Source organism: Cellvibrio sp. UBA7661 (assembly GCA_002483365.1).
In the GTDB taxonomy this organism is placed as follows: Bacteria; Pseudomonadota; Gammaproteobacteria; order Pseudomonadales; family Cellvibrionaceae; genus Cellvibrio.
Map to the genome: position 1 here is coordinate 387,972 of DLHT01000006.1, position 25,033 is coordinate 413,004.

Annotated in this window: 26 protein-coding genes and 1 pseudogene; 1 reads left to right on the plus strand and 26 read right to left on the minus strand. The window is 46.4% G+C overall.

Annotation, left to right across the window (positions count from 1 at the left end; genetic code table 11):
* Positions 1 to 11 precede the first annotated feature (11 nt).
* The 26 genes and pseudogenes from cysC to B2739_RS05880 all read right to left on the minus strand — a co-directional run bounded on the left by cysC (position 12) and on the right by B2739_RS05880 (position 23,996).
* A complete protein-coding gene (gene cysC / locus B2739_RS05760) occupies positions 12 to 617 on the minus strand; it encodes an adenylyl-sulfate kinase (protein ID WP_331345127.1) in 606 nt (201 codons plus the stop codon).
* 99 nt (positions 618 to 716) lie between these two features.
* Positions 717 to 929 (minus strand): annotated as a pseudogene (locus tag B2739_RS17875) (elongation factor 1-alpha C-terminal domain-related protein); the annotation flags it as partial.
* A gap of 10 nt (positions 930 to 939) precedes the next feature.
* Positions 940 to 2,181: a polysaccharide ABC transporter ATP-binding protein gene (locus B2739_RS05765; RefSeq protein ID WP_331344912.1), complete on the minus strand. Its 1,242-nt coding sequence runs from the start codon at positions 2,179 to 2,181 to the stop codon at positions 940 to 942.
* A gap of 9 nt (positions 2,182 to 2,190) precedes the next feature.
* On the minus strand, positions 2,191 to 2,982 hold the full coding sequence (locus B2739_RS05770; RefSeq protein ID WP_331344913.1) for an ABC transporter permease: 792 nt from the start codon (positions 2,980 to 2,982) through the stop codon (positions 2,191 to 2,193).
* A gap of 8 nt (positions 2,983 to 2,990) precedes the next feature.
* Positions 2,991 to 4,058 (minus strand): dTDP-glucose 4,6-dehydratase, encoded by a 1,068-nt coding sequence (gene rfbB, locus B2739_RS05775; protein WP_331344914.1) that lies wholly within the window; start codon positions 4,056 to 4,058, stop codon positions 2,991 to 2,993.
* Positions 4,059 to 4,097: 39 nt separating this feature from the next.
* The gene (gene rfbD / locus B2739_RS05780) at positions 4,098 to 4,994 is read right to left on the minus strand and encodes a dTDP-4-dehydrorhamnose reductase (RefSeq protein WP_331344915.1); all 897 of its coding nucleotides are present in this window, start codon (positions 4,992 to 4,994) and stop codon (positions 4,098 to 4,100) included.
* Positions 4,991 to 5,539: a dTDP-4-dehydrorhamnose 3,5-epimerase gene (gene rfbC, locus B2739_RS05785; protein ID WP_331344916.1), complete on the minus strand. Its 549-nt coding sequence runs from the start codon at positions 5,537 to 5,539 to the stop codon at positions 4,991 to 4,993. The genes rfbD and rfbC overlap by 4 nt, the downstream gene beginning before the upstream one ends.
* Positions 5,539 to 6,444, minus strand: coding sequence for a glucose-1-phosphate thymidylyltransferase RfbA (rfbA, locus tag B2739_RS05790; RefSeq protein WP_331344917.1), 906 nt, complete (start codon positions 6,442 to 6,444; stop codon positions 5,539 to 5,541). The genes rfbC and rfbA overlap by 1 nt, the downstream gene beginning before the upstream one ends.
* A gap of 133 nt (positions 6,445 to 6,577) precedes the next feature.
* Positions 6,578 to 7,348, minus strand: a complete 771-nt coding sequence (locus B2739_RS05795) for a sulfotransferase domain-containing protein (RefSeq protein ID WP_331344918.1) — start codon at positions 7,346 to 7,348, stop codon at positions 6,578 to 6,580.
* A complete protein-coding gene (locus B2739_RS05800) occupies positions 7,345 to 8,193 on the minus strand; it encodes a hypothetical protein (protein ID WP_331344919.1) in 849 nt (282 codons plus the stop codon). Before B2739_RS05800 ends, B2739_RS05795 begins: the two co-directional genes overlap by 4 nt.
* A gap of 21 nt (positions 8,194 to 8,214) precedes the next feature.
* Entirely contained in the window at positions 8,215 to 9,168 is a 954-nt protein-coding gene (locus tag B2739_RS05805) for a glycosyltransferase (RefSeq protein ID WP_331344920.1), read from the minus strand.
* Positions 9,169 to 9,170: 2 nt separating this feature from the next.
* Positions 9,171 to 10,313, minus strand: coding sequence for an acyltransferase (locus B2739_RS05810; RefSeq protein ID WP_331344921.1), 1,143 nt, complete (start codon positions 10,311 to 10,313; stop codon positions 9,171 to 9,173).
* A 25-nt stretch (positions 10,314 to 10,338) separates the two neighbouring features.
* Positions 10,339 to 11,367 carry an acyltransferase gene (locus B2739_RS05815; protein ID WP_331344922.1) on the minus strand — a complete coding sequence of 343 codons (1,029 nt, stop codon included), beginning with the start codon at positions 11,365 to 11,367 and terminating at the stop codon, positions 10,339 to 10,341.
* Between the two features lie 127 nt (positions 11,368 to 11,494).
* On the minus strand, positions 11,495 to 12,949 hold the full coding sequence (locus B2739_RS05820; protein WP_331344923.1) for a hypothetical protein: 1,455 nt from the start codon (positions 12,947 to 12,949) through the stop codon (positions 11,495 to 11,497).
* A 200-nt stretch (positions 12,950 to 13,149) separates the two neighbouring features.
* Positions 13,150 to 15,336: a hypothetical protein gene (locus B2739_RS05825; protein ID WP_331344924.1), complete on the minus strand. Its 2,187-nt coding sequence runs from the start codon at positions 15,334 to 15,336 to the stop codon at positions 13,150 to 13,152.
* 169 nt (positions 15,337 to 15,505) lie between these two features.
* Positions 15,506 to 15,796 carry a GIY-YIG nuclease family protein gene (locus B2739_RS05830; RefSeq protein WP_331344925.1) on the minus strand — a complete coding sequence of 97 codons (291 nt, stop codon included), beginning with the start codon at positions 15,794 to 15,796 and terminating at the stop codon, positions 15,506 to 15,508.
* A gap of 114 nt (positions 15,797 to 15,910) precedes the next feature.
* Positions 15,911 to 16,435, minus strand: a complete 525-nt coding sequence (locus B2739_RS05835; protein WP_331344926.1) for a hypothetical protein — start codon at positions 16,433 to 16,435, stop codon at positions 15,911 to 15,913.
* Entirely contained in the window at positions 16,432 to 17,055 is a 624-nt protein-coding gene (locus B2739_RS05840; protein ID WP_331344927.1) for a hypothetical protein, read from the minus strand. The genes B2739_RS05835 and B2739_RS05840 overlap by 4 nt, the downstream gene beginning before the upstream one ends.
* On the minus strand, positions 17,045 to 18,136 hold the full coding sequence (locus B2739_RS05845) for a hypothetical protein (RefSeq protein ID WP_331344928.1): 1,092 nt from the start codon (positions 18,134 to 18,136) through the stop codon (positions 17,045 to 17,047). The genes B2739_RS05840 and B2739_RS05845 overlap by 11 nt, the downstream gene beginning before the upstream one ends.
* Positions 18,075 to 19,115 (minus strand): type II secretion system protein GspK, encoded by a 1,041-nt coding sequence (locus tag B2739_RS05850; protein WP_331344929.1) that lies wholly within the window; start codon positions 19,113 to 19,115, stop codon positions 18,075 to 18,077. Before B2739_RS05850 ends, B2739_RS05845 begins: the two co-directional genes overlap by 62 nt.
* A 16-nt stretch (positions 19,116 to 19,131) precedes the next feature.
* The gene (locus tag B2739_RS05855) at positions 19,132 to 19,749 is read right to left on the minus strand and encodes a type II secretion system protein (RefSeq protein WP_331344930.1); all 618 of its coding nucleotides are present in this window, start codon (positions 19,747 to 19,749) and stop codon (positions 19,132 to 19,134) included.
* The gene (locus B2739_RS05860) at positions 19,727 to 20,182 is read right to left on the minus strand and encodes a prepilin-type N-terminal cleavage/methylation domain-containing protein (RefSeq protein WP_331344931.1); all 456 of its coding nucleotides are present in this window, start codon (positions 20,180 to 20,182) and stop codon (positions 19,727 to 19,729) included. The genes B2739_RS05855 and B2739_RS05860 overlap by 23 nt, the downstream gene beginning before the upstream one ends.
* Positions 20,179 to 20,571: a type II secretion system protein gene (locus B2739_RS05865; protein ID WP_331344932.1), complete on the minus strand. Its 393-nt coding sequence runs from the start codon at positions 20,569 to 20,571 to the stop codon at positions 20,179 to 20,181. Before B2739_RS05865 ends, B2739_RS05860 begins: the two co-directional genes overlap by 4 nt.
* 34 nt (positions 20,572 to 20,605) lie before the next feature.
* Positions 20,606 to 21,043 carry a type II secretion system major pseudopilin GspG gene (gspG, locus tag B2739_RS05870; protein WP_049631499.1) on the minus strand — a complete coding sequence of 146 codons (438 nt, stop codon included), beginning with the start codon at positions 21,041 to 21,043 and terminating at the stop codon, positions 20,606 to 20,608.
* A gap of 62 nt (positions 21,044 to 21,105) precedes the next feature.
* The gene (locus B2739_RS05875) at positions 21,106 to 22,296 is read right to left on the minus strand and encodes a type II secretion system F family protein (RefSeq protein WP_331344933.1); all 1,191 of its coding nucleotides are present in this window, start codon (positions 22,294 to 22,296) and stop codon (positions 21,106 to 21,108) included.
* A gap of 5 nt (positions 22,297 to 22,301) precedes the next feature.
* Positions 22,302 to 23,996: a GspE/PulE family protein gene (locus B2739_RS05880; RefSeq protein WP_331344934.1), complete on the minus strand. Its 1,695-nt coding sequence runs from the start codon at positions 23,994 to 23,996 to the stop codon at positions 22,302 to 22,304.
* A gap of 147 nt (positions 23,997 to 24,143) precedes the next feature.
* On the opposite strand from B2739_RS05880, the gene B2739_RS05885 reads away from it, so the two are divergent.
* On the plus strand, positions 24,144 to 25,019 hold the full coding sequence (locus B2739_RS05885) for a glycosyltransferase family 2 protein (protein ID WP_331344935.1): 876 nt from the start codon (positions 24,144 to 24,146) through the stop codon (positions 25,017 to 25,019).
* The last annotated feature ends 14 nt before the right edge of the window (positions 25,020 to 25,033 follow it).

The window sequence follows — 25,033 nt, forward strand, 5'->3', positions numbered from 1 at the left end:
AAAAGCGTTAACTATTTATTTGCAAGCTCTAGTGCAGGCAAATTCTGGATAATTTTTTCTACACACTCTTCGGCAGATAATAAACAGGTATCAAACATTAACTCTGGATGTTCAGGCCGCTCGTAAGCACTATCGATTCCAGTGAAATTTTTCAATTCACCACGGCGGGCTTTTGCATACAAACCCTTTACATCGCGTTTTTCACATTCAGCCAAAGGCGTGTCTATAAAAACTTCAATAAACTCACCTGCAGAAAAAAGCTCGCGCGCCATTTGACGCTCGGCTTTAAAAGGGGAAATAAAAGAGGTGATAACCATTAAACCGGCATCTACCATTAACTTGGCGACTTCTGCAATACGACGAATATTTTCGACACGGTCCGCCTCGGTAAACCCCAAATCACGGTTCAACCCGTGGCGTATGTTATCGCCGTCTAACAAATAGGTGTGCTTGCCAAAATCATGCAGCCGTTTTTCCAACAGATTAGCAATAGTAGATTTTCCGGAGCCCGAAAGCCCAGTGAACCATATACAAACGGGGACTTGTTTTTTCTGTTGTGCGCGAGCAGCCTTGTCGATACTTAATTGCTGCCAACGAATATTAGTTGAGCGGCGCAAGGCGAATTGAATTTCTACTAACGCGGCTAGCGTGCGTGTCTCTGCATCATAAATTTCTAATGTGCTCGCTGGGTCATTAGTAAGATTTAATTCTTTCACTGTACTGATGATAACAACACCTGCATCGCCAGTATTTAAATTTTTTGTCGAAAGATGCTCACCGCTTTTAGGATGAAGCCGATATTTTATCGCTGTGATAGTGACAGGATTTTTCTGATCATCGCAATTCAAAACATAGCTGCGACCTGCAACTAAAGAGCGAGCAGCGCGCCATTCAATTTTTGCTTGATACTGGTTTGCAGTGAGCGTCATACATTATTCCTTAATCAACTCTATCAGCGGCTGACCAATCAATAGTCATTGGAATAGGAAATAAACCTGTGAACCTATCGCGCACATCTTCAATCATTTCGATTGATAATAAATCATCATAACGACTCATAAGGAGTGTTTGTTCAATACTCGGGGCATCAACCAAACGCAAGCGCACACGATAAATACCCTTTTGAAAACCACAAACCATATTAATAGAAACGCGCTTTTCACCCTTAAACCGGGGAATAGTAATTCGCTTGCCAGTCAATTGCATACCGCGATTATCAATAATGTCGACAATCAACGCAGGCGAAGCAACATCGATCGCCATTACGATATCAACATCAAGAATTAAACTTTGATTAAATGCCAGCGTTGCATGCTGCCCCATATCCCTGAATGTTGCCTGCACCACATCAAAACCATGTACTGCAAAACCTTTTTCATTACGAGCTACATCAAGCCCATTACTCAATTCAGCGATACGATCTTTTTGTACTAAAAAAAGATAATCGGCGATAACATCATCTGGCAATCCCGCTTTAATCACCCGCCCCTTATCGAGCAAAATCGCCTGATTGCAAAAAGAACGTACTGCACTTAAATCATGGCCCACAAATAGTAGTGTGGTTCCGCGCTTTAAAATTTCCTCGATTTTATTTAGTGCTTTGGCTTGAAAACGTGCGTCACCCACTGACAAGGCTTCATCTACTATCAGTACATCAGGATCAACGTGCACCTGTACTGCAAACGCCAAGCGCACCATCATGCCAGAACTGTAGGTTTTTACCGGCCGATCAATAAAATCGCCAATGTCTGCAAACGCTACTATCGCATCATAACGCTCATCAATTTCTGCGCGGGTTAATCCAAGAATGGATGCATTGATATAGATGTTTTCGCGCCCACTGAACTCAGGATCAAAACCACTCCCTAATTCAAGCAAGGCAGCTACACGCCCTTTTACTTCAACACTCCCACTCGTAGATTGCAAAGTGCCCGCAATGATTTGTAGTAACGTACTTTTGCCACTGCCATTAAGTCCAATAATGCCTAGACTATTCCCTTCCTCGATACAAAAATCAACGGACTCCAAGGCCCTGATTGACTGACATTCCCTACTAAAAAGCGAATGACAGTATTGAGGAAAAAAAGAACGTAACAAACGGATAACTAACGGCACGAACAACCGACTAAAGGGAGTACGCCAGATTAAATAGGTCTTGGATAAGTTGCTGACTCGTATCATTTTCCAAACCTATAGGACGTCTGCAAAGCCAGGACGAACTTTGCTAAAAAATAAGTAGCCACTCACTGCAACAATTAACGCAACTGCAGTATAAATAGCCAAGCCTGCAAAATCTGGCGGATTTCCATAAATGAGAACAGCTCTTGCCGACTCAACCACAAACGACAGGGGGTTTAAAAAAATCAATGATTGTAAATTTTCAGGCAGTATCTGTACCGAATAAAAGATGGGGCTTAAGAACAACAGCAAGGTAGAAAGTGTGCCAGTTATTTGTTGGATATCCCTTAGATACACACCCAGCGCTGACAACCCCCAGGAAACACCCAGCAATAATAAAAAATAAGGTAATAAAATAATTGGCAACAACAATGCAGTAAGCGGAATGGAGTGCAATTCAATAAAAATAAATATCAACAACAGACAAAAGCTAATCAAAAACGTAAATAACGCACCCAATAGTGTTACCCAGGAAAGGGTTTCGAGAGGGAATACTATTTTCTTAACGAAGTTAGGATTACCAGTAATCAATTGTGGTGACTTAGTAAGAATTTCCGCCAGCATTGCGTGAATACTCAAACCAAGAAATAAAATAATGGCAAAATTCAATGTGGTTTCTCCACTGGTATCTGTCCAGCGGGATTTAAATACAAATTGAAACACAAATGTGTAAATCGCCAACATCAATAGTGGCGTTGCCAAAGACCACAACAACCCCAACACAGAGCCACGATAGCGCGAGTGCACATCGCGACGCAGCAATTGCCAAATCAGGGTTTTATATTTCCATGCGTGAGTAAACATTCGTTAGCTCATTTAACCGGGTTACTATTTTGACAATGATTTTTTTGGTTATGCAACATCCAATTAATCGTTTTGACAATACCTGTTTCAAAACTCTCCACCGGGTGATAACCCAGTTGGGCGTGACACTTACTTGGGTCAATCGCATAACGGCGATCATGCCCCGGGCGATCTTTCACAAAGGTAATCAAACTTTTTGCTTGCCCACCTTTGGCATAGGGCGCATCGGGGAACATGGCGATAAGCTGGGAGTTTTCTGAAAGGGCTTTATCTACTTTTTCGCAAATCAAATTAACGATATCAATATTGCGCCATTCATTTTCACCGCCTACGTTATAGACTTCGCCGATTTTGCCTTTATGTAATATCAAATCAATCGCGCGACAGTGGTCCTCTACATACAACCAATCGCGGATATTTTTTCCGTCGCCATAAATAGGCAGCGCTTTGCCCTGCAAAATATTGTGGATCACGAGTGGAATTAGTTTTTCATTATCCTGATAGGGGCCGTAATTATTCGAGCAATTACTGGTGGTAACTTTTAAACCGTAAGTATGGTGATAGGCGCGTACCAAGTGATCGGATGCAGCCTTGGATGCAGAATAAGGAGAATTGGGAGCAAACGGGGTATTTTCTGTGAATGCTGGCGCATCAGCCTCAAGAGATCCGTAAACTTCGTCGGTAGAGACATGATGAAAATGATGCTCGGAAACACCTGTATCCAACCAGAATTTTTTTGCAGCTTTGAGCAGATTATGTGTACCCATTATATTGGTTTGGATAAATGCATCCGGCCCTTGAATAGAGCGATCCACATGGGATTCGGCTGCAAAATGGATAATGGTATTGATCTGGTGTGATTCAAACAATGATTCAATTAATAATTGATCGCCAATATCACCTTGTAGAAATATAAAAGATTGTGCATTTTCCAATGTTTGAATATTTTCACGGTGACCGGCGTAGGTGAGCAAATCCAATACAATCAGTTTGTCTTGAGGGTATTTATGATTCCAATAATGACAAAAGTTACTGCCTATAAAACCGGCGCCACCTGTAATTAAAATATTTCTCATTGCATTACTCTTTGCTATAAAGCTTAAAAACCAAAATGGTTATTTTATTTTATCCATCATTGCGCATAGCGCATTGTGCCAATGCACGGGTCTAATATCTAACAATGTCCATGTCTGGAACTTGTCTAATACAGAATAGGAAGGACGTGTTGCTGGTGTTGGATAATCACAGGTACGGATAGGCTTCACATGCGGCAATCTGGACAGCATTTTTTTTTGTTCTGCAAAGGAAAAAATTGCACACGCAAAATCATACCAACTAGCAACTCCTGCATCAGAGAAGTGAAATATTTTTTGCGTAGGTTTTTTATCCAGTAATGACCAAATCATTTGTGCCAGATGAATAGCATAAGTTGGTGTGCCTACCTGATCACTCACAATACTTAATGTTTCTCGCTCAGCTCCCAGACGCAACATCGTTTTGACGAAATTAGTTCCCTGCTCACAGTAAACCCAACCCGTGCGAACCACATAGGTGTCAGGATTTGACTCTAACGCTGCCAACTCACCTGCCCGCTTTGTCTTTCCGTATACACCCAATGGATCACACTCATTTTCTGGCAAATAGGGTGTTGATGATTTTCCATTAAAAACAAAATCCGTTGATATTTGCACCAAAGTTTTTTGTTGCTGAGCGCACCAACGTGCAATTGCATCAACTGCACGATGATTAATTAACTGGGCAAGTTCAGGTTCCGATTCCGCTTTATCCACTGCAGTGTAGGCAGCAGTATTGATCACAATATCAGGCTTATAATGGCTCAACACTATTGAAATATTATCAACATCGGCAAGATCTAACTCTTGGCGAGTCAACGCCTGTGCATCAACAGCAAACCCTTTTAATAAAGCAGGCAACGTTTGCTGCAACGCATAACCTAGCTGGCCATTTGCCCCCGTTATCAGCACTTTAATACTGGATTGCTGACTACTCACGGAAAAACCTCAGCTTGTGATAGTGGAAGAGCAAGCTGGTCTTTTGCAGACAAGACAGGCTGTTCAATTCCCGCCAAAGGCCAATCAATATTTAGTTCAGGATCATTCCACAGCAATGAGCGCTCATGTTGTGGCGCATAGTATTCGGTACACTTGTAATTAAATTCTGCACGCTCGCTTAACACCAAAAATCCATGCGCAAATCCTGGCGGCACCCAAAAAATATGTTTATTTTCCGCAGATAAATAAACACCCACTGATTTCCCAAAGGTAGGCGAGCTTTTGCGCATATCAACAGCGACATCGTAAACTTCACCAGCAGTAACACGCACCAACTTCCCCTGTGGATTTTTTATTTGATAATGCAAGCCGCGCAACACACCCCTGCTTGATGAGCTGTGATTGTCCTGCACAAAGTTCGCACTGATGCCTCGCTCGCTAAACCAGCTTTCCCGAAAACTTTCTAAAAAAAATCCGCGCTCATCACCAAACACTTTGGGTTTGAACAACAACAGATCTGGAATTACGGTAGAAATGACTTCCATTAAAACACCCGGTCTTCGAGAATATTCATAAGGTACTCACCGTAGCCACTTTTTAATAATGGTTTGGCAAGACTAATTAACTGTTCTTTATCGATATAACCCATACGAAATGCAATTTCTTCCGGGCAAGCAACTTTTAATCCCTGACGCTTTTCTATGGTTTGAATAAACTGACTCGCTGCCAATAAGTTATCGTGAGTTCCGGTGTCCAACCAAGCTGCTCCGCGCCCTAATAACTCAACAGTTAACTCACCCATTGATAAATAAGCTTTATTGACATCCGTAATTTCCAATTCGCCACGCGCTGATGGCTTGATTGATTTTGCAATTTCAATGACGCGGTTATCGTAAAAATATAATCCTGTTACTGCGTATTTTGATTTTGGCTTCAGCGGTTTTTCTTCAATTGATAACACAGTGCCATCGTCAGCAAACTCCACTACACCGTATGCGCGCGCATCATCTACGTGATAACCAAAAATGGTAGCGCCAGTTTGGCGGTTATTCGCATGCTGTAACACTTGGGAAAAATCGTGCGCGTAATAAATATTGTCACCCAACACTAATGCACAATTATCATCGCCAATAAATTCCTCACCAATAATAAATGCCTGCGCGAGGCCATCGGGCGATGGCTGTTCGGCGTAAGTGATAGTTAGCCCCCATTCATTACCATTACCTAACAGCTCACGGTAAGTTGGTAAATCGCGCGGGGTAGAAATAATTAAAATATCGCGAATACCCGCTAACATTAATGTTGTCAGCGGATAATAAATCATAGGCTTATCGTAAATAGGGACAATTTGCTTGCTGATCGCCTTGGTGATGGGATACAGCCGTGTACCTGATCCACCTGCGAGCACTATGCCTTTGCGTTTGCTAGTTGCGATATGTTTTTGCACCATATGTAGACCTTCTGTTTTTTTACCTAGTCGTTACACTCGGACGAGGGAGCTCAGACCTTGGCATTAAAACCTATGGATTCCCGCAAGCGGGAATGACACATACTTTATGTGATGAATTAACGTGATACTGCAGTTATTGCAGCCATTTCCAATCAGGCTTGTACCCCATTTTCAGCAATTGCTTTTTTAATTGGCGATTACTGAACCGGTAGTAACATCTCAGCAACCAACGCGTTACCCGATAGTGATTGCGATCGTAGTTGCCGCTAAAAATGTTCGCGGTTTCCGGTAACCGCTCTGTGCTTACACCCAAAAATTTTTCAACTTTTTCCAGCGTTTCCCTATGCCAGGTATTCAGTTCATTATTCTCCAGTACGAGCAATTGATCGCTTGAAAAATATCGGCATAAATTTTTTAATTGCGTACTGTAGTTACCCCTACCGACATATGAGTGGCAGCGGCGTGCGCCGCCCTGCTTGCGACTCGGGTCGTGCCATAACCGATATGGCTCCAGCATTAGAGCCAACCACAATGGCAATGTTTCATCACCGCGCGATTTTTCCATCGCATATTGTGAAATTGCCCGCTCAACCGGATCGCGTAAAATAATAATAAGTTTTAAGGCAGGATTATAACGACGCAACTCTGCGGCAATTTCTGGCCAATAGCAATAAATAGGGGTTGCCTCGCCCCACAACAACTCCGCTGAAGCACCGTCGAAATATGCCGCATAACGCTGATTTATTTGTTCACGGCTCCACTGCGAAGAATATTCGGGTGCATCAAATAAATGCACTTCCTTTCCCCTCGCCATCGCCAATTGTGGATGTTGGTCAAGAAAAAAACTGAGCGCAGTTGTACCGCCTTTCTGTACACCTACAATCATAAAGTCCAAGGTTTTCATGCGCTGCGCCTGATTGAATCCATCAGCGCGCCTACTTGATCGCGCGAGTAGATTTGCCAGACTGCGTCGCCCGCGGTATTTAAACGCGCGAAGAGTTTTTCCATCAGCATCACATCGTAACCACTATTTTTACTGTTACGAATTGGCGGCTGCTCTTCTGGCACTGGAAGCCCCAGTGCAGTTGCTAACGACAAAGGCGCTGACACAAACTCTTCATAACGCAACCAGCGCCCCGGCAAATAACGGCAATAACGTTCACAAAACCATTCAAGAATCACTAATTGGCGATCCAATACATCTGAGGTGTTTGCCAATTGTTTTTTTAATGTGTTATCAAATTGCTCTGCTGCGGGAATATGGCCTTTATTGATGGGTAAATCGACCAAATTCCAACTGGCCAGCACCGCCAAGGGATTACGCACAACCGCAAACACCGGAAATGCTGCAGCCAATTCAGGCAAAAGCGCGGTAAAAAGCGCATTGTGTTTAATGATTAAATTAAATTCAGGATTTAAGTGACGCGCACTCACATCAATAAAGTCCAGACTCACATCCATAGGGCGCAAGCCATTTTGTATCGCATTTGAAGCCACAGGATTTTCAGGCACTGCACCATTTTTTTGCTGGCTTAGCGCTTTTCCTTCATTCAACACTTGCTCGCGCGTTGATGCAGCAAAGTGTGCAATATATTCCAAGGCTACGCCAATACCCGCCGCCGGAGTAAAATCCACTGGCCGCATAGGCTCATGCAGTGCCAAAGTATTAGGGCAGCTATTAAGAATATGACAACTTAAGGTTGTACCTGCGCGAGGCAAACCTGTTAATAAAATAGTATTTGAAATCAAAGCCTAATCCGTTGATTAGCGTCAGAAGGATTGCCAGATTGAATCCAGCTGCCGCATCAAACCAAGAAACTCAGTGCGCTCACGCTCAAGCGAATGATACGCCAAGGTATTCGCACAATTCCGTTTAAAAATGTTCAGTTGCTCTGGCTGCTCCAAAAGATGCAAAGCCTCTTCAACAGCAGCAACCAATGAGGGCGTATTGTACGCGGGAAAGAGACAGTTTTGGCGGTCATGACAAAAACTGCGATTGCCTACACAGTCGGGCACTATGGTTAAGTCGGCATAATGCATGGCCTCAAGTGCAGGTAAGTAAAAACCTTCTGTTTCACTGGGCAACAATACTGCAATCCGGCTTGCGGCCAAGACACCGAGCAACTGCTCGCGCGGCAACCAGTGGTTAATACAGTGCGCAATTATTCCCTGCTTTTTTAATTCATCGCCCAATACCTGAGCTTGTATGGGATTTTTCGGACCAAATATCAATAACTCGTGTTGCTTCTCCACGCCCGGAAGCAGAGGCAAGGCAATTCCATTTTGGATTGTGAAAACCGGACCATTTACCCGGCCGGTTGCAGTAATTGCCAACTCCACTTCACGCGACACACAAACTCGAACTGCTTTTTGGCTAAGAAATTCGTACATAGGTTGCGCAGGATCGGCATGACGAACATGCTGGATAAGATTTACCACTGGCTGATTTTTGGGCGGATTTGAAGTGAGATAACGCTGCCAATCCATCCCGGCAAGAAATGCATAGTCATAATTTGAAGGAATGTATTCAGCTTGTTGCTGCTGATAATCAGGAAACCAAGGGTTAGTACGATCCCAAAGGGTTTCGTCCGAAAAACTGATGTGCGGCAAAAACTCCGGGGATGATTTCAGGTGATAAAAATAATCCGCTACTTTTTGATGGCCGCCGGTGTATTCCTGAAAGTCGCGGTAGAAACAAATGCGAGCCAGATGGGTTCCCGACAATTTTAGCGCCTCCGCAAAAATGGTTGCTCCACATAACAATAAGCAAGTTGCGAAAACCCAATAGTAATCAGTAGCACTAGTAATGTTAACCACTCATTTGTTATATTTATTTTAAACGCAGTTATCATCCTGCTAACCACATCAAAAGCAGGCATATGAAATAGATAGACTCCATATGCCAATACGCCAAGGTATTCTACAGGCTTTAAGATCTTTAATTTTCTCTTTTGATGTGTTTTTTGTGTTACACCAATTATCGCCACTCCTAACACAATTAACGCCATCGATAGAATTAATGCATAAGCAATGAAATAATTTATTAATCCTCCTGACATTTGATTTAGCCCAATAGAACTGCAATAAATTGTTATCGCTATAAAGGAGCTTACAGTTATTACCTTTATCAGCATTCGATTATCTTCAAAAAAAATACGATATTTAGGATTATTTACAACTAACGCACCTGCACCACCCAACAAAAAAGCGGGCAGATTGTAAAAAAAATCAAATCTTGCGAAATAATTCCATTCACGCCTAGATGCCAACACTCCCTCGGAGTTTTTTTCAAATCCAGAAAATGAATAATGTGATATAGCCATAGAAATTATCAGAACCACCAAGAAACAAGCTATATCCCCATAGCGCTCTGAGAACCATTTTATAGCGATAAGAGCAAATGGCGCACAAAGAAAATAGAGCATCTCAACTGGCATTGTCCAATAGACATGATTAAAAACTATTCCGTCCATCGGTTTATAGTTTTCTATAAATAAAAACAGACTTAGTACTCGCCAAGGATGCTGTTCTGCTGCTTCCCAAAAAACTAATACACAAACCACGATAGAAAAATAATAGAGGGGTATAATTCGAAATAGACGACTGCGGTAATAAGCTTTTATACCTATTACCGAATGCGCATCGTGTCTTTGTGTCAGAAATCCGAGAGAAATCAGATACCCGCTTAAAGAAAAGAAGATTAATACCGGGATATAACCAAAGGGGTTAAAAAATGCATTTATCCACTCTGTTTCGGGGAAATGTAAAAACTCACTTGCCTGAAAAGGCAAATGACAAAAGACGACAGCAACCGCACTTAATGCGCGCAATACCATCAGGTAATCAATTGAATCTTCACGTTTATTCATTTATTTTTTTTGACTACCAACAACGTTAATTACCAAGCGATGTATCTCCCTTTTTTATCTGCTCTCTTATTTTCATAATTGGCGATTCAATCCACTTAACTATTAACCAGGCAATAATAACAACAATAGGGATAGACACTAATGCCAACAGAATATCACCTCTTGGCACAGCAAGACCAAAATAGCCTATTGCACTCATCACCAGAAAACCTATCTGGTAGTGAAAGAGATATATTGGGTAACTTAAATCACCAATCCTTTTGTCCATCCGCTGAAACTGCGTTAGCGGCAATGATCCACTTATAAGGTATGCAATAGTCAAAGCGCAAATTAAGTAATTAATGTAGAAACCAATATCGCGCACATATCCCCCAAGCGATGCTAACCACCAGTTAATTGGAAGAGCAATAAACAGCAGCAACACCACATAATGGCTTTTGGGGAAAACGGCCAAAGTACGCACCAAAGAAACGCGAAAATGGTAAATCATTGCACCCGTTGAAAATGGTAGCGATGCAGCCCACACAGTAAAGTAAATATCATCCCAACCATAATTGTTAAGCGCTGCAAAGAAGTGATAACAGACACTCAACACAAACCATATCATTGTAATAGTTTTGCTTTTTGATATTCCAAATCCGATAAGCAAGTAGAAAAACAGTTCGACGGTTAGAGCCCAGGCAGGCGGCGTTAGCCGTGGTGACTCAAGCAGGGGAAAAAAAATGAATAGGTTTCTTAATGCGTCTAACGTATTTTGCGGCAAATAAATATCTGGGTGGAAAGCCCGTGTTGCGGAAACACCAAACATTAAAATAAGGATAATCGAAAGAAGCGCTGATAACCAATAAAGAGGATAGATCCGCAAAAAGCGATTCAAGAGATAACGAACAACTCCTTTCACTGAATGACCGTAGCTCTCATTGATAACCGTCGTCATTAGGTAACCACTGATGCAATAAAAACCAAATACTGCATATGCGCCCAACACATGAGCGCCCGCAAGGTGCTGTATGACAACCATTAAGGCCAAAAATGTTCTGTAGACGCCAAGCATAAATTACCGTTTGAATTTTATACCACTTGATAAGCAATGCTAGTTTAAGAGCTAGAATAATTAATGACAAAAAATAAGGGCGCCCTAAGGCGCCCTTATTTTTTAACAAAACTAAATCAGAAGTTAATTACTTAACAGTAAGATTTACAGTGTCATTTGAACCGTAAGAAACTGAAGTGGTATCAGTTACAACAGTTTGAGTAGCCGCATCAATAACGCTAGCTGGAGCCAATGCAACAACGGTAGCTGCAGTGCGAGTACCGCCAGTCAAAGTAACAACATCAGAAGCCTTCAGAACCAAAGTTTTACCTTTGGCCAAAGTACCAGTTGCTTTAGTACCAGCAGTCGCTGTTACGCCAGCCTCTGGGGTAAAGGTAATGCTGTAAGTAGTGTCGTTAGAACCACGGTTAACCAACACTAACTTTTGGTTCAAGCCAGCATTAGTGGTCAAATATGGAACTTGAGCAGTTGCACCGTTACGCAGAATGCTACCGATAGAAGCGCTAGCAGCAGTAGGACCGTAAGCAGCAGAAGCGATTGCAGTTGGAGTAAAGGTCAAAGTGTAAGCACCAGCATTGATTGCATCAGCTTCGTTAGCGGTAATAACGATGTCGTTACCAACCAATGGATCAGTGGTTGTATCTTCAACCAACAAACCACTCAGATCGCTCAACTTAGCAGAAGATACCAAGCTGTCTGTAGGAGTTGCTACATCTGCATTAACGCCACCAAAGGTTAATTTAGTAGCAGTAGTTGCAGCATCAGTTTTACCGATAAAGCTCAGGTCGCCAGTTACTGACAATTGCGATTCACCAGCAGCAGTATCAATCAACTGACTCAATAAAGTAACGTTAGCACCAGCAGCAGTGATTGCACCAGCAGTCAGAACAAACTGTACATTACCCAGCGTAGCCGTTGGGGTAGCACCGGTGAATTGAGTAAATACTGGAGTAGCATTTACGTCAGCAGTTTTGTCAGTACCAGAAATGTTTACTTTCAACGCTGGAGAAACACTTGCAAATGCATAACTGTCAGTTGCCAGGGCACCAGTGGTGTTGGTGGCAGATGCACCCACTGCAGCTGGTGAGCTGCTGTAATGAGCAACGGTCATACCAGCGGTGGAAGTTGGGCTAAGTTGCATATCAGCCAAATTCAAAACTACAGCCTGCGCTTGAGTCATAGCAGTTACAGCAGTTACGTCATAAATAACGTAAGTATCACCAGCAGCACCACCTTGGCCCACAGATACGGTGTAGTCAGCAGGGTTTGCTTTACCAGACAAAGTCAAAGAAGTAGCGTCAACACCAGTTTTGAATTTAGCACCGCCAGTCAAGTCGATGCGGATAAAGGCGTGAGAGCCAGCAGAAGTACCGAAACCAAGCGCAAAAGTTGTATCAAAAGCAGTAGCGTGAGTTACTTGCACCAAGCCAGAAGTAACTTGAGTAGTGGTAACAGATTCTTTAGCAACAGTAACAGCACCAGTACCTGCACCGTTAGTGCCAGCGGTCATATCGATAGCCGCAAATGCAGGTGCCGAGAAAGCAGCAGCAATAGCTACGCCTAAAATTTTCTTGGAAACCATATGGTTTAACTCCTATTTCATGAATTTATAATCAACGTTGATTTGATTGGTCTTGGGTCCTTGGGTCTGCAAGAGCAATCCCACGATTTAAAGACCGCCCAAGAATATACTGCATCAAACCTATAGATCAAGCCTAAGTTATTAAAAGCCAATCCTTTTGCGTGGTTTTGGATTTAAATCACGCCAGAATTGATTAGAGCTTAATCATTCTGAACAGCTTCTGAACCAGATTCACCCCAAACTTCCGGGTTTTGAAATGCCCGCTGGATGCTTTTGGTAACGGCTTGCCCCTCAGCAGGGCTGTCGATGACATATGGAATGATCATCACCATCAGCTCTGTTCGCGCTGATGAGTTATTGTCCGAGCTCAGAAGTTTGCCAATTATAGGCAATTTTCCAAACCATGGAACCCCTACATTTCCCAATGAGTTAGAGCTGGAAATTAAACCACCAAGTAAGATTGAGCCACCATCTTGCAGGGTGACTGTGGTTTGGATTTTGCGGTTAAAAATACTGGGAGAATCTATTCCACTGCTTTGATTAGGCTGGGCTTCACTTAGCTCTTGATCGATCTCTATATCCACATGACCAGAGGCATGGACAATAGGTGCTACAGTCAAACGCACACCGGTTTTGCGGTTACTGATACTTGGGGGAACCACTAAACCGCCTGTTGTTACTCCGCTGGACGACCCTAAGACAGGAATTTCTGTTCCTACATCTATAGTAGCTTGTTGACCGCTCTTAACCATTAAACGCGGGCGGGAACGAATTTCTGCGCGCTTGTTTTCGTAGAACAGGTTTAAGAGTGCGCGAGTTTCGCCAGCGTTATCTAAAGTCGCACTTAATCCTGCGGAACCAACCCCCAAACCACCCAAGGTACCAAAGGTGGTGCTGTAGAGTTTTCCGCCTACCCTTTGCGAGCCTTTGGCAACAAACTCAAAACCGGTTTGCTCTTTGTCATTGAGTGTGACTTCTGCCAACAAAACCTCAATCAAAACTGAGGGAGCCGCTTTATCCAAGGTTTGGATAACAGGCAGCATATCCAACCAAGCCTGACCACTACCCTTGAAAATAATAGTGTTGCGGTTGGTATCCACCACAAAATTGCCACCACTCACTCTGGCAGAGGCAGACTGAGCGCCAGAACCTTGCCCCATAGCAGTGGTTGCAGAGGTAACATCGGATATTGCAGAGCCAGTTGCCGCAGAATCTAATCCCCCACTGCGGCTTGTGGAGCCCGAAGAGCCATTTTCAAAACTGTTGAGTAACTCAACAATATGTGATGCTTCCGTATTACGCACCTCGTACGTGAAAATGCCTTGATCGATACTCATTTGCTGGCGACGATCCAGCACTTCCACCCATTCGCGAACATGGTTAATAATTTGTTGGGATGAAGCGAAAACAACTAGCTGGTTAGCGCCTTCTAAAGGAATAAGAATAATAGAACCAATTTGCGAGTTCACTGCCGCATCGTACCCTTCAGCATTCAATACTTCTTTCAGATTTTTACTGAGTGCATCCACCTTAACAAATGCAGGCTCGATACTTGCTGAAAATTTACCGCGCATCACAGGCTGATCCAACACTTCTATTATCGCTAATGCCTGATTCACAAGATCAGGCTTACCTTTAAGCAATACTGCATTACGACTAGAGTCTTCATTAACTTGTATATCCTTTCCAGTTAAAGCATCACGCACCCAACCAGCCACTTTGACATTGGTAACGACTTTTAATGGCACAAACATAAACACCGGTCGATGGGATTGAGGCACTTCCGGAAGCGCGCGGCCACTGACTAATAAAGGTGTCTCACCGGCAGTGATGTTTTTATCTATCGCAAAATTGAGTACATCGCCTTGTTGCGACACGGCAACACCGTAGGTATTCAAAGTGCGCAGGGCAATACGGAATAATTCCGAAGGAGGAACCGCTTCTATTAAACGCAAGGTGACGAGATCTTCTTGCTTCTCAATTTGTGGATCCAAGGTAAACGACAAGCCCAGTTGCTCGCCAAAGACTTCATTAATAAATACCGGCAACGGCATATTGTGGTAATTGCCAGCAATGGGCGAACCTTTGAGATCCAGCGCCAGCTCCTGCGCTTGGGCATCGGCCACTGTACTGCCGATAGTCACCGAAGGGCCGGATTTGATTTTGGTTTGGGGGACTTGTTGCTGCTGCGCCTGGGGCTGGCTCGCTGAAGTTGAAAACTCCTTGGGTTCACGTACCGGCTCCAAGCGAATCAGCTCCTGCCCACGCTCTGTTTGGGTGGGTTTATGCCAGACACTGCTGCAGCTGGTCAGCGCCATAAGTACGCTGATAGAGGCAAGTGTTTTTATACTGGTATTAACAACAGAACTGGCTTTTACGCTGAACATGTATGGAATTCCCGGCTGACATAGAGTGACGCTAATTGGGCGGGTAGTTTGATTAACTAAGTGACGGCGCGCAAGGTTTTGTGTACGCGCTATCGTCACTCCCGCTCGCGGGAGTCCAGCTTTTGGGTTTAAGACCTATGGATCCCCGCGGGCGGGGATGACGACTAACTCAGCTGATAACTTGTTTGTATAAATCAATCCAACCCGGGTTTCGTTGTTGAATTAATTCAATTTTCGCTTTGCGGGTTAATTTTTTAAGCTCTTTCTCGCGCGCTATTGCCGAATCCATCGTCTGTGCTTGTTCAAAATAGACTAATTGAGTGACGTTATATTTTTTGGTAAATCCATCAGCAAGATGTTTTTTATGCTGCCAAATTCGTTGGATAAGGTTACTTGTTACACCTATGTAAAGAGTTCCGTTGCGCTGACTTGCAAGAATATATATTGCGGGCTGCTTCATGAGAACTCCTTTCTCTTTGATTGTTGTTAAGTTTAAAACCTGTGGATCCCCGCACGCGGGGATGACGACTCCCTGCTGATGCGGATCTACCCACGCGGGAATGACGATTTGCGATTAGTTTGCTTTAGGCTGATACATTTTGAGAGTGCGGGTTTCATCGCCCATACGCACTTGCACCTGGTTGGCTTCTATCGCTGTTACTTGCCAGTCGCCTACCAATTTGTCACCTTCCTTGAATTGGAGTACGGAGGGTTTCCCTATTGCAGTGGCGGAGGCAATAACCGGCACAAACAGGGCGTAGCGTGTATCGCCTTTGGTGACCAAGCCGGTCAGGCGCAAGCTTTCCGGTTTACCTTCCAGCGCTTTTGCAGGATCTTCTACTGGCTTGGTTTGTTGCATTCCCGACTCTGAAAACCAACGCGGTTTTTCTGCAACGGTGACGTATAGCCCCATTGCATCTTCTGCTTTGGGTAAGACGGAGGCTTGCCAGTCGTTATCCGCCGCTGGGGATTGATCCCCCAAGCCCAGCATCACCCACAAAATACCGAGTACAAAGGCGAATGCTGCCAATTTGGCAGTAAGCGCATAAACAATTTGCTCATGCGCCGGGAGCTGGGCAAAACGTTGCAACAGGCTCATTCTTGGGCTCCGCTTTCTGCGTTGGTGTCATTTTCTGCGCTACTGAAATACGCAGTCACCAGCATATTAAATTGGCCGGAGCGTTGGGCACTGTAAGAAAACCGCTCAACCAGCAAAGCCTGTGGATGCTCTGCCATAGCGCGCATCAGGCTATCGATTTGCAGAACACTCAATACGGCTGATACATCGGCACTTACCTTGAACATATTTTCCCCGCCGATCACCACCGTTTCTGTCGGAGCAAGACGCAAGCGCAAGCCATCACCATTGTGGTTATTGATCAGGTTGCGCAGATAGTTTTGTAGATCTGCTTCTGCCAAGCCAATCGTTTTGGCTTTCCAGACACGGCCTTGCAATTGGGATGACACTGCTTGTTCAGCTGCCCAGCGATCAGGCCATTCGGTTTGGGATTCCAACTGTTCCAGTTTCGTCGCGGTGCGTTGTAGCTGGCTGATCTCTTGCTGCTGTTCTGCGCGCCACTCGCCCAGACTCAGCGCGAAATACATCAGGAAGATATAGAGGATGCCCCATAACATCCAACGCAGGCGCGGATTCGCGGCAGCTTGTTGTTGCAGCTGTAGCCAATGAGGTAGCAGCGTTTTGTGCAGATTATTCAGCATCGGTTTGCTCCCCTGATGGCTCACCTTGCAAGCTGAACAACACGCGTGTTTGCTCGGGCGTGAGGCCCGGTTCAACCCGCACATCAGTAAATACCGGATTAGCCGCACAGGATTCAATTAATGCGCGGGTGTCCAAGCCTTCTTTTTGCAGTAGCAATACCAACTGGCCGCGCTGGTATTGCCAATCCAGAATGGCGAAATCGAAATCGGCCAAGCACTGGTGGACTTGCGCAGACAAAAATAATGGTGATGGTGCAGACACTAATTGACCGATGGCTTGATTAAATTCCTGCTGGCGTAACGCGCCATCGCGCTGATTGACCAAGTCCATCATGGCTTCATTTTTGTCAGCAACCTGCGCGGCAAGCCAGGACGATTTTATTTGGGTGCCAAGCCCCAAACCCAACTCCAGAAACACCCAAGCGACCAACACACCGGCAATCAGTTTGGTGGCGATTTTTTCATTGGTTAAGGTTTCTTTTGTCCAAAAGGGTTTTTCACTCCAAGGACGAGGGAGCAAATCTGTGCCAGCCTCTACCCACTTAACTTGTTCCAAACTATAACCACAGGTGCGAACGAAATCGGCTTGTTCGCAAGCATCGGGACGCTGCAGTAACCAACGTGTGTGGCGTAAATTGGTAGCATCCCAATATTGCATCTCCCAACCATTCAGGCATGGTTGCATGCGAAACCCCTGAGCAAAGGGACTACGCAGCAAAGATTCCGGCAAGACTGATCTGGGCAGTTCAGGTACCTGTTCGCGACGAGTACAGATCAAGCTATCATCCCAAAACCAAATTTGGGCGTTGACACCCTCCTGCACAATCCAGCTTGAAGGATTTTTGAAGGGGCTAACTTGCCGCAAGCGCTGCTGGATCAGATTACGACGCAGTCCATGGGGCACCGATTCCAGATTGACATGCAAGAAGAAAAGATACTGACGCGGTATAATTACACACGGCGATTCAAGTTGAGTGCAGGAGCCTGCAAAAGTTAGGTCAGTGAGCAGCTTGACTCCTTCAGAGGTAATCACCCAAGGTGTAACCAAAGAGGCGGGTTTGCTGAAGGGCCGAAGGTTCATGGTCGCGCCTGATTATTGGAGCTTGGTATTTGTAATTAATTTGCCATGGCCCATAGGGGCCAGAGGGCGTTAATTGTAGGCTAATCAACTCCGCTTGTCCTCCCCCACGGCTCCAGAGACAAACTTGAAATTCATTGCCATAGAAAAAGCGGGTGTTCTCCTCGGTTAACCCTTCGGAAATTCCAGAACGCGAAAAAAAATCATCCAAATTCACAAAGGGATTTTTATGCCGCTCATTCACTAATTGCGTGGCGATCTCTTCGCTAATCCCAAAATAGGCTTGCATAAGGGACTTAGGCATACTGTTGGGATTTATCATAGAGTAGCGTCTCACACTGAGCCAACCCTGCCAATTAAATTGAGGATGGAGATCTAACCACTGCGCCCATCCATATACGCGCTGCAATTCAATCTCTGAACGAAGATAATCATTGGAGGGAGCAGCAAGGCCTGCACGCGCGTATTCATATTTTTCTGCCCCTGATAAACTTAATGTATCGTTAGCATCAACGTAGTCCTGCAATGCAGTTAGCAACCGTTGATTAACTTGCGCATTTGGTTCCTGTTTAGCCATAAGACGTTGTAAATCGTAATTGTCAGGTGCATTTAGCGCAACCAAACCCATAAGATCCTGCACATAAAATGCACTATCACCGACACCCAAATAATTAGTTCCATCCAGAAACATTTCATCACCACGAGGATCTGTATTAATTGTTCCTTCTTCTACATCAATGTACTCGAAAATATTTTGTCGGGTTAACGTCATCCCTGCGCGCGTTAAGCGAGAGGTAGACAAGACATAAAACACGGTTTGCTCTGTAGAGTGCAAATTCAATTGCTGTTGTAGATGTGACTTTACCTGAATGCCAATTGTTATTTTTTCTTGCACGTAATGGTGAAATATTCCGGCAATAATAAAAATAATTGCCACAATCCAAAGAACAACCGCGAGGATAAACCCCTGTTGTCGCGCCATAGCATTTAGTTTTCTATTATTCCCGACCATACATTCTTTCATCAGCTGTAATTATGGCGCGCTGCCTAGTCTCTGTTGTTACAACGAAGTTTCGCAACTCATTCCCTTGGGAAACTTGCAGCCGGATCGCACTGGGCAATGCCGATGGCTCATCTTTTAGCGGTTCCCAAAGATCACGCCAGTTTTTCTCAATATCCATATATTGAAATTGCCCTGTTGCCCCAACCCAGGTATATACCGTAAATTGCTGAGTTCCTTCACGATAACCAAGCATCAAATCGCCTCCATTTAAGTCAAGCTCCCAGGCAATACGGGTTTTCATACCTGAAACTCCCACTAACGGAGAAAAAGTGTAAGTAGAAAACTGATACTGATTGCCTTCAAGGCCACGGTCATCAAGACGCATAGCGACCTGCGACTGAAGTGTTGAAGTAAACCAACGATAAGCAAATGCCTGCTGATAAGCATTTGCCTGATTTTTTACTACACGTTGATAAAGCCCGAGTGAGTATCCGAAACCCTGCATTATCAGAGTCACCATCATGGCAACTATAATCATCACCACCAGCATCTCTATTAACGTGAATGCACGTTGACGACGGAGAGCCGCTTTAGGGAGCGAAAGCATCTTCATTCTTTTTCGGCTCTCTTGCTTGATACCAAGCTGTTTGACGATAAGTGTATGTCGCCACAGTTTGACCGTTTTTATCAAGATTAAGAATAATCTGATAGAGCCCTAAATCATAAAGACTCAGCGTACCGCGTGGAGCCAAACCTTGTGCCCAAGGCTCCACTAACTCCGCACGCCACTGCACATCGTAACCCGCGACATCAAAAGAACCTTCCGTCTCACTGCGCAAATCCACCAATTTCAGGCGTTCGATGGCCGAATTCACCACAAACTCCGATTCCGCCACCACCGCGACGCGGTTGAGGGAGATGAGATTGGTATTGATCCAACTGTATATGCCCATGGCCGCCATGGAGAAAATCACCAGTGCGACCATGGCCTCGACCAACGTAAAACCGCGAGAGGATTTGGGTATTGTTGCGCGCTGCCTGGTCATTGTTCACGCGGCTCGCAGTAAGGCGGATCTAGCTGTAAGCGGCGGGTGATGCCGTTGAGCTCGACATCCATTTGTCCACCCACACAAACGCCATTGGGCTGGTAAGTGATGGGCTGTTTGAGATGCAGCTTGAGCTGGCCATCCAGCTGCAAACCTTCGTTGAGCAAGACTTGCAGCGCATCTTCCGGTTTGAGGATGATGGTTTGCTGGCGGGTATAGGCTTTTAGCGGGAGCGATGAAAGCAGCTGCGCGACCCGCTCCTGATCGGACTTATCCTGAAATTGCTCATAAATGGCAGGCAAGCGCGGCAGCACCAGCGCGCTGGTGAGCCCGAGAATCATCAGTACCACCAACAATTCGATAAGGGTAAATCCGGCGCGCGGGTTCATAGGGTTTCTGCTGTTGGGATGGCTAAACGAGGGATTATTTGGTCGCCAAACCTATGTCGGCATCCAGACCTTCACCACCGGGTTTGGCATCGGCACCCAACGAGTAGAGGGTGAAATCCTGCAGGCCATTTTTTTCGCGACGATATTGGTAGGCAGTGCCCCATGGATCGAGCGGGATTTCTTCATCCAGATAAGGCCCTTTCCAGTTTTGCTGGGCGCGCGCGCTGTCGGGCGAACGGATAATCGCACCCAAACCTTCCTGGGTGCTGGGGTATTCGCCCATATCCAGGCGATAGGTTTGCAACGCCGATTTCAGCAACTTGAGTTGGGTTTCCACGGTTTTGACTTTGGCGCTATCGACCTTGCCAAACATTTTGGGGCCGACGAGACCCGCCAGCAGACCAAGGATAACCAGTACCACCAAGAGTTCGATCATGGTGAAGCCGCGTTGGCGAGTGTGTGTATTACGCATAACGTCTCTCTTAAAAATGTTCATGGTTAATTCCCCCTAACCTTTTTTAAAGGAGGAATTTCTTAAATAGCCACGTCGTTAACGCTGGTGATCGCCTGGATTAACCCCAGAATAATCACCCCCACGGCAATCCCGATAAACACAATCGCCAAGGGTTCGATCAACAACAACAAGCGTTTCATCCGGTTTTTGCCGGAGTTTTCATAAATTTTGGCGACGGCTTGCAGCATCTCGGCAAGACGGCCGGTTTTTTCACCCGCGCGGATCAGGTTGTAGGCGGTGGCATTCAGGATTTGGTTGTCCTGCAACGCCTTGGACAAACTGCCGCCAGATTGCACCGTATTCAGTGCCGCCAGCAGGGCTTTGTTGCGGCGCGAATTTTTGACGCTGGCGCGCGCCAAATCCAGTGCCCGCGTGAGTTCAATGTGGCTGGAAAGCATGGCACTCATAACTGATGACCAGCGGGCGATATCGGATTCGGCCAGCCAGCGGCCAAACACCGGCAGGCCGGACATTTTATCCAACAGTGCCTGGCGCACTTCGGGTTTTGCAAATTGCATCCCCAACATCGCCCCGAAAACTACAACCACCGCCGCAACCCAATAAAAGTTTTCATTGAGCCACAAGCCGGTCGATAGTACTGCCGTCGCCAGCATCGGCAACTCTTGCTTGCCATCCATCAAATTGGCGAACTTTGGGACTACAAAAATAAAGATAAGTGCCACAGCGCTGATGCCGGTGAGCACCAATACCGCCGGGTAAATCAGCGCATTGCGCAGCTCATTGACCACCGACAGGTCATATTCCATTTGCTCCACACCGCGGCGCATGGTCTGCCCCAGCTGCCCGGATGCTTCACCCGCCTCTACCAATTGAATGAAATACGGCGGTAATTTTAGATCTGCCGCACGCAGCGCCTGCCCAAAACTGGCACCGCGCTGGAGCTGCTCTGACGCTGAGCGATAAAACTTGCGCAGCTGCGGGTGGGAATCCGCCTCTTGCAGCGACTGCAGGGCTTCGGCAATGGAAACGCCCGATTCAAGCATAGTGGTCAACTCGAACAGGGAGATGGTAATTTCCTCACGCCCGAGTTTTTTGCGGATATTCCCTGAGGACTCCTCATGGGGAGCTACCGTCAGGGGTTGCAGGTTTTTCTCGCGGATCAGGCGCGCAGCTTCACGCTCGTCAGTGGCTTCAATGACACCACTGATCACCGATTGCTGCTGGTCGAGGGCTTTGTAACTAAATTGCATAGCCGCTACTCGGAATCCACATCAATATTAGTTGCACGCATCACTTCTTCTACTGTGGTCAGGCCTTTGGCAGCTTTGATCAAACCATCCTGATACATGGATCTATGGCCTTGTCTGCGTGCCAGTTTGCGCATTTCGGTCACCGGGGTATTGGCGATAATCATGTCGTGCAGTTCTGGCGAAATCGGGACTATCTCGTACACCCCCATACGGCCGGAATAACCTGTGTGATTACAGGCGGCGCAACCGACAGCCTCCATCCAGGTCGGTACAAAATGCTCGCCAAGAAAGCCGCGTTCAAGCTTGGCAAATTCAGCGCTGATCGATTCCGGAACCTGCGTTGGTTTGGCGCAGTGTTTACAGACTTTGCGCACCAAGCGCTGGGCTTGTACGGCCTTGATAGGCGCAGCCACCAGAAATGGCTCAACGCCCATATCAATCAAACGCGTGAACGCGGAAAGCGAATCGTTGGTGTGCAGGGTGGATAACACCAAGTGGCCGGTAAGTGCTGACTGGATCGCAATTTGCGCGGTTTCCAGATCGCGGATCTCGCCCACCATGATCACATCCGGATCCTGACGCAAGAACGCGCGCAGGGCTTTGGCAAAGGTGTAGCCAATTTCGGCGTGGGCTTGTACCTGGGTGATGCCCGGCAACTGGTATTCGACCGGATCTTCCACAGTGAGGATTTTGCGTGTGCCGTCAGTCGCTTCCTGCAGGGCAGCATAGAGCGTAGTGGATTTACCGGAACCGGTAGGCCCCGTCACCAATACAATCCCGTTCGCTTCCTGCATCAGCGAGCCCACCAGATCCATATGGTCCTGCTCCAATCCCAGGGTAGCAAGCGATAGCTCTTTGCGATCTTTAGGCAGCAGACGCATAACGATGGATTCACCGTGCACACCGGGCAAAGTAGACACACGCACATCCATCTCGCGGCCGTTGACGCGGGTGGTGATACGGCCATCTTGCGGCAGTCGGCGCTCGGCGATATCAATTTCCGAAATAAGCTTTACCCGCGAGGCCACCGCCGGGTAGCGGTCAATCGGCTGCTCCAGATGAGTTTGCAATACACCATCCACACGCAAGCGCACGCGGAAGACTTCTTCCTGCGGATCAAGGTGGATATCCGAGGCGTTAAAGGCCACGGCTTTGGAGAAAATGTTATTTACCAACTCGACTACCGGTGCTTCTTCTGCAAGTTCGCGCAGGCCTTTGGTTTCGCTGCCTTCCGAGAAAAAGCGCTCGGCATTGAGTTCTTTGCGCAAATAATCGATCAGGATGTCCAGACTGTGGCTGGATAGCAGGCAAGGCTGAATGGCGAATTCCGGATAGTGATAGGCGAGTACATCGCGCACAAACGGGGAAAGCGGATCGCGCCCAGTGTAATGCAATTGCTGTTCGGCCGGGCTCCAGATCAATACGCGGTTATCGATACACCAATTGATGTCCAAGCGGGACTGCTGGATAAAACTGTAGAGCGCGCTGGCATCGGGCAAACCCTTACCGGATTGCACCACCGGAATCTCCAGTTGCAGTGACAAGACTTCAAGCAACTGCTCCTCGGCGATTGAGCCCATACGCACCAAACCGGCACCAATACGCCCACCCACCGACTGCTGTAATTGCAGGGCTTTTTTGATGTCGTCGGGCTGAACCAGTCCGCGCTCGATGAGCATTTCGCCAATCAGTTTATCCACGTTTCAACTTCACTCTTGTCTTTGCACTTACGGCATAAATGGCTTGGCATACTACTGCAAAACGCGACACTTGCCCATGCAGCCAGCGGATGCAGTTCGGCTGCTGATCCGCTATGCTCGCGGACTTTTACCGAAGCGGATATCACAGTGGCATCTCCCATCTCCACCATCATCGTTAATTACAATGCCGGACCGGGTTTAGTGGCCTGCATCCAGTCGGTGATAAATCAGGTGAGCGAAGTGGTGTTAGTAGATAACGCCTCGCGCGATAACAGCATCGCATTGGTTGAAGCGCAATTTGCGGGCGATGCGCGCGTGCGGATTATCCGTAATACCGATAACCTCGGTTTTGCCGCGGCCTGCAATATAGGCGCGCGCGCAGCGCAGCACCTCTACTGGTTTTTCCTCAACCCCGATTGCATTTGTGGCAACAACAGCGTTGCCGAACTCTTTGAGGTGCTCACCCACAATGCCAAGGCAGGCATGGTGGGCGGTTTGTTATTGAACCCCGATGGCAGCGAACAAGCGGGCGGCCGCCGTTTAACCCCCACCCCCAGCCGCACGCTGGTGCGCGCATTTGGTTTGCAGGCGCTCGCCAAGCGCTGGCCATCGCTGTTGGTGGATTTTAACCTGCACCAGCAACCGCGCCCCGATAAACCAATAGCTGTGGAAGCCATTTCCGGGGCATGCATGTTGGTTAAACCCGAGGCCATTGCCCAGGTTGGCCTGTGGGATGACGGATATTTCTTGCACTGTGAAGATCTGGATTGGTGCATGCGCTTTATCCGCGCCGGGTGGGACATTCTGTTTGTGCCCTCAGCGCCTATCACCCATGACCAGGGCACTTGCAGTAAATCGCGCCCGCTGTTTGTGGAGTGGCACAAGCACAAAGGTATGAGCCGTTTTTATCTCAAATTTTTTCACACCGCCCCTGCGCTGCCGCTGCTGGCCTTGGTGCTGATTGCAATCTGGGGACGATTTGCGCTGGTCGCATTGCGCAGCCTTATACGCAAACCGCGATAACACAGGATTGCTGG